Origin of the sequence: Bathymodiolus japonicus methanotrophic gill symbiont (assembly GCF_019721995.1) — a bacterium.
In the GTDB taxonomy this organism is placed as follows: domain Bacteria; phylum Pseudomonadota; class Gammaproteobacteria; order Methylococcales; family Methylomonadaceae; genus Methyloprofundus.
Map to the genome: position 1 here is coordinate 1 of NZ_BLYC01000102.1, position 5223 is coordinate 5223.

A 5223-nucleotide genomic window follows, 5' to 3' on the forward strand; every position below is an offset into this window, starting at 1 on the left:
AAACTAGTGAGAAAGTCAGGTACTATATGACATCCATGAGAATAATAACTTGAAAAGTCGCACTATTTTTAGTCAAACATGCGAACCTTCTTTGGCTGAAATTAAATCTTATGATCGTAGGTAATAGGGAGCCACCTACCTCAGTTCGTGTGTGTGCCCCCAACTAGAGAGCCCAATCTAGAGCGAAGTGAAGCTACTCAGATGAAATAATGATATAGAGGCAGGTGGCATAACTCAGTCATAAGAGAAAATAAACTCTCTTTTTTCTAAGCTGTTTTGTAGATATTTATCATCTCTCCAGCTTACAACAAAATCATTATCCATTATTTTACTTAAATTAGCATTTAACTTATTACAATTAAACCTGTCAGTAGTTAATTCTTTAACCTCTATTCCTAACTCACGTCTAATATTCTCAGAAATATATTTGCAAGCCATAAAATCAAAAAATAACAAAAAATACTCAGTTGATCTAAAACCATCCAAGTGCCCTAAAATAAATATTCTAGCATCGTTGATTAACTCGTTACAAAAAATTTTATAAGGCTCTTCATTTTTCGTGTAGAGCATAAAAGTTACCCAGCTAAAATAAAAATCCTGAGTATCAGATGATTCCCTGATACTTTTGTAATACCCTTTTAACTTATCAACTCCTAGTCGAAAATCACTAGGTAACATTGTAAGAATGACTAATAAATTAAGCGTTTCTAACCCCACAATGCCCTGTAAAGAGTTAGTTATAATACTGATGGACTGGTAAACCATATCAAAGACCTTTTTATGAATTAAATCTCTAAAAGATTCGCTCCATTTGTTTGTTGAATCCAGCAGTTTATCAATCATTCTTGCGAGTCGATCTGTAGTACGAATTCGGATATCCATTGCATGAATAAAAAACAGTACATCTAAGTCAACTAGAAGCCAATTTACATGTTCAATTGTCACCTTATCCAGATCAGAAACTTTTTTAAGGTAAGCTTTCATTCCCTTTTCGATAGCACTAAACAAATAGTTTGAAATCGAATAATATTGAACGTCGTATGCTGCTAATGCCATTTTAATAGAAGAGATGGATTTATTAGCTTTCCAGTCAGGCTGCTGTAGTAACACTATAGTGCTATCTTCTTTGTATCTACTTCGGTAAAGACTATCTACATTAGAGCGTATGGCGTTTTTAGACAAAGATATTTCTGTGGAAAAAGGGCGCTTAGTATAGGTTGTTTTTGTATCATTTAAATACAACTTATAGTCTAGCAAACACTTTTCTAAAGCAGATAATACTGTCTTACAAACGCCATCATCTCGATAAAAGATAAAATAATCATCGACATAACGTCTGAAATCATAATCTTTACCAATAACTAACCCATCATTACCGAATTTGGCACATTTTTTTAGCTTGGCAATTAAATCTAAATCAATTTGCTGAAGTATCACCTCAGCAAAAATTCTACATACTTCAGGTCCAATGATAATACCGTGCGTTTCACGGTAATTAATATCTTGCATTAATGAATCAAAAGCACGGTCAAAACTTCCTTTTGTTCTTTTTTTTGATAATCGTTTAGTTTTAGTTGCCCAGCCAATGGAGTGTGTATAAATACTAGGAAAACATTTAGCAATGTCATTTTGCATCATATGGCTAAATCTTTTTTCTAACTTATGGTAATCATAAGATTCAAAAAATCGATAAAGAAATGAATACCTTTTATATTTAAAATATGAGCTTGATGTCACTCGATCATCATTTAAAGTCTCGACTCCGTCACTATCATTTTTAGCTGCTGATGTTTTTCCGTAAAATTTAGTAGTCTTCTTTACAGGATACCTTAAAGATTGGTTTGATTTACCACAGTAGTATTCAATTAGATCATAAAATTTATGGTAAAAGTCACAAACTTTTAATTGTGCAATAGGATGAATAATATATAAATCACGAAATTTATTGCCACCACGAGAAACAGTATAATTTAGAGGAATAAGGCTATCAGCAGACTTTGAAAAATTTGGATCAAGAGTATTCAGATAAATACCCTCGCGATCCTTATCCTTAAAAGCTTTATACATGCTGTAATTGGTATACCAAAGAGGCAGTTCGTAAGGCAGTACATCCGTTAATAGAGTACGATGCTTGTCTTGATCGTTTATATTAATTACTTCAGACATTTTTCCATACTCTACTTATCTTCTCCGCTTTTCTTCGAGTATATTTACCTTGTTTCTTCTTACTAACAGAACTATAAAATGATATTTTTGATAGCATTTCTTTTTCTTCATTATTAAAAGAAAATCTCGATTGATTTTTCATATTCATTAAAAAACCATCTATAGTTCTTAAACATTTAAATTCATCAGATACATAGCGATAGTTATAAGCCAACCCACCTAGTAATACTCCATTATCATTCTTTTTTATTATTTTAAGAACAGTAAGATAGGTTAAGCGTTGTTTTAGAAGATTAAAATCTGGAATTTTCTTATTCTCATTCAAGCTTATAGCCACTTTTTGTTTAATCTTATCTAATTTTTTCTTTGAAATAGTTAAAGTAACTTCATTTTCGCTATTATTTACAGATTTAACTAAAATGTTATAACCAAGATAATCAAACTCAGCATCTTGTGATGGTCCAATATATTTTTTATGTGATTCATCATTAAGACTAAGCCCAATCTCATTAAACTTTTGTTTTAGGTTTTCTTTTAATTCTTTCTCTTTGGTTTTATCAATCAAAATGAAGAAATCATCCACATACCTTGTCGCATAAAAAAAACCCTCTTCAACTTTTATATGTTTATCTATCGCTTCTAAATACAGTTCTGCTAAAGTGGTAGATATCGCTAACCCTCTAGGTAAACCTTTTAGTTTTTTATTTTTACAAAAGGACGATATTGAATTCAATAATCGTATACAAGAAGGAGCTAGGAGCATATCATTTTCCAACTTCTTTATTGATGCTTCAAAGTCGATAGATTCATAACACTGCTTAATATCAAGCCGCATAACGGTATAGTGACCAGAATCTCTTAATACAGTTTTAACTTGCCTAATGACTCTATTTCTATCAGATTGCCTTACTTTATAAATACGCCTGATATAGCGGTCTAATAGTCTTATCGTGATAGCATCTTCAATATTATTTGCTTGATAAGTAGTCTTTCCACGCCTTTTCTCCGATTTTAGTGCGGAAATATTAAAGTTTTTGGCTTGAATCAAGTTTTCCAACGCCTCGATGGCACACTCTTTTTTTTCAGGCTTACTCCATAAATTCCAACGCAAAACATCTTCTCGGGTTAGTACTTTGGCAATGGCAGTATTATCAAATGTCTGTTTTAGCATATAGAATAAGGCGGTTATGTCGCAATTATGATTAAAAAATCAGGCCTCCTGGTCTTCAGGGATAACTATCCTGCTAAAGCCATAAACTGCTTATAAGCAGGAATATTTTCCTCAGAGAATTGCCCCTTTCGGATGATATGTGCCGTTTCAATTCCATCAATTGTTGCTTGGGCGGAGTGAAACGCTTTAAAGCCCATCAACTATGATTTTTGCTTTTTTTCTTTTAAGAAATCAATATATATACAATGAGATATAAAACCTTTGTCATTTACGTTGTTTTTATTTTTGTTTTTTTATATTTGTATATAATGCATTTATAGCTGAGAATATTCCACTTAAGATATTGTTTTTAATAAGGTTTTAAGGGTTTAAGGCTTTGATTTTTTTGGTTTTTTTCTTTTGTTTTTAAGATATATATATCTACTGCTAACGTGATATGCGGATACGAAACATCAGGTCTCTTTCTTTTAGGCTAAGAGTTAACGTCGTAATGTTAGACTCTTGCCCGTATATTTTACCAATACCGTTAGCGCCTAACTTATGGCGTACGTTTAACAATAACGAACCTGAACCACAGGCAAAATCGAGCACCTTATTTAATTTTTTCTTTTTGCCTGTGGTTGGCTCTTGGCTATCAAGGGTGACGATTTCAGACAAGATATTGGATAATTGTTGCGGCGTATAAAACTCACCCGCTTTTTTTCCAGAGCCTGCCGCAAACTCACCAATCAGGTATTCATAGGCATCACCCAATACATCACTATCGGTTGAAAAATCAGCAATGCCTTCTGCAATTTTTGAAATGATATTGCAGAGTTTAGCATTCCGGTCTTCGTGATTTTTACCCAGCTTTTCAGAATTTAAATTAATCTCTGAAAACAAGCCTTGGAAATTATCTCCAAAGGATTCGTTTTCAATGTATTTAAAACCATTCTGTAGGGTAACAAGCAAGTCAGCATCTTGTGTTCTAGCTAACTCTGCGCTGCTGCTCCACAGGTATTCTGACTTAATCACATAATGCACTTTACGGCGCATTTGCTTTTCAAACTCGGCAATATCCTCTGTATTTTTCTCATACCACACAGCCAAGGGGGAACGCTTATCGATTTCTTCAAGCTTAGGATAATCAACGCCTAATTCTTTGTTGGCTGCTAACTCGTAGTTATCTGACAAATACCGTAAAAACAAAAACGACAACATATAATCCCGAAAGTCATCCGCATTCATTGCGCCACGTAATTGGTCGGCAATACCCCAAAGCAGGCGCGCCATGCTACCTCACGAAATTCCGGGACTCCTGTCGCCGTAATTCGTTCACCTACGCAGCGAATAGGAGATGCTCCAGCCGCCCTGCGTCCGCCACAGACTGAGCACAAAGCAGCTCAGTCATGGCTACCACAAATGGCTCTACGGCTATTCGGGATAAAATTTTAGCCTCCCTCGCGCGCTATCGCGCACTTCGGATTGGCAAATTATAGCACCCCAAAGAGTCAAGACAGATTTTTCAACAATCCTTATTCCATATTCCTAAGCCGCTTCATTCTGCTGTTCATTAGCTAAAATACTTTCTCTATATACATTCATTGGTTTTTTATAGTCCAGGGTTTCATGAAACCGTTGATGATTATAAAACTCAATATAGTCATCAACATCTTCTATTAACGCTCTAATTGAACCATATTCATTTAAATAAATACGCTCACATTTTGCACTTCGCCAAAACCGTTCAATACAAATATTATCCGTTGCTCGTCCTTTTCCATCCATAGAAATAGTAATGCCTTTGTTTTTTAGTCGTTGGGTATGAATTTCACTGGTGTATTGACTGCCTTGATCCGTATTAAAAATTTCAGGTGTTCCGTAGAGAGAAAGCGCTTCATCTAATA

General features: G+C 34.2%; 4 protein-coding genes and 2 pseudogenes. All 6 read right to left on the reverse strand.

Features of this window, described 5'->3' with window-relative positions:
- Positions 1–234 precede the first annotated feature (234 nt).
- Positions 235–2166: an antiviral reverse transcriptase Drt3b gene (drt3b, locus tag K6984_RS30150; protein WP_221898641.1), complete on the reverse strand. Its 1932-nt coding sequence runs from the start codon at positions 2164–2166 to the stop codon at positions 235–237.
- A complete protein-coding gene (drt3a, locus tag K6984_RS30155; RefSeq protein WP_221898642.1) occupies positions 2159–3337 on the reverse strand; it encodes an antiviral reverse transcriptase Drt3a in 1179 nt (392 codons plus the stop codon). The genes drt3b and drt3a overlap by 8 nt, the downstream gene beginning before the upstream one ends.
- Before the next feature lie 65 nt (positions 3338–3402).
- Positions 3403–3537 (reverse strand): annotated as a pseudogene (locus K6984_RS30160) (IS6 family transposase); the annotation flags it as partial.
- Positions 3538–3808: 271 nt separating this feature from the next.
- Positions 3809–4609 (reverse strand): annotated as a pseudogene (locus K6984_RS30165) (type I restriction-modification system subunit M N-terminal domain-containing protein); the annotation flags it as partial.
- Complete coding sequence (locus tag K6984_RS30170; protein ID WP_221898643.1) at positions 4561–4713, reverse strand: hypothetical protein; 153 nt, start codon at positions 4711–4713, stop codon at positions 4561–4563. The pseudogene K6984_RS30165 and the gene K6984_RS30170, both read right to left, overlap by 49 nt.
- 151 nt (positions 4714–4864) lie before the next feature.
- The coding region (locus tag K6984_RS30175) for an integrase core domain-containing protein (RefSeq protein WP_221898644.1) at positions 4865–5223 on the reverse strand (359 nt) is incomplete at its 5' end.

Coding starts and splice junctions, on each gene's coding strand:
- drt3b (WP_221898641.1), bottom strand. CDS start 2,166: ATGTCTGAAGTAATTAATATAAACGATCAAGACAAGCATCGTACTCTA.
- drt3a (WP_221898642.1), bottom strand. CDS start 3,337: ATGCTAAAACAGACATTTGATAATACTGCCATTGCCAAAGTACTAACC.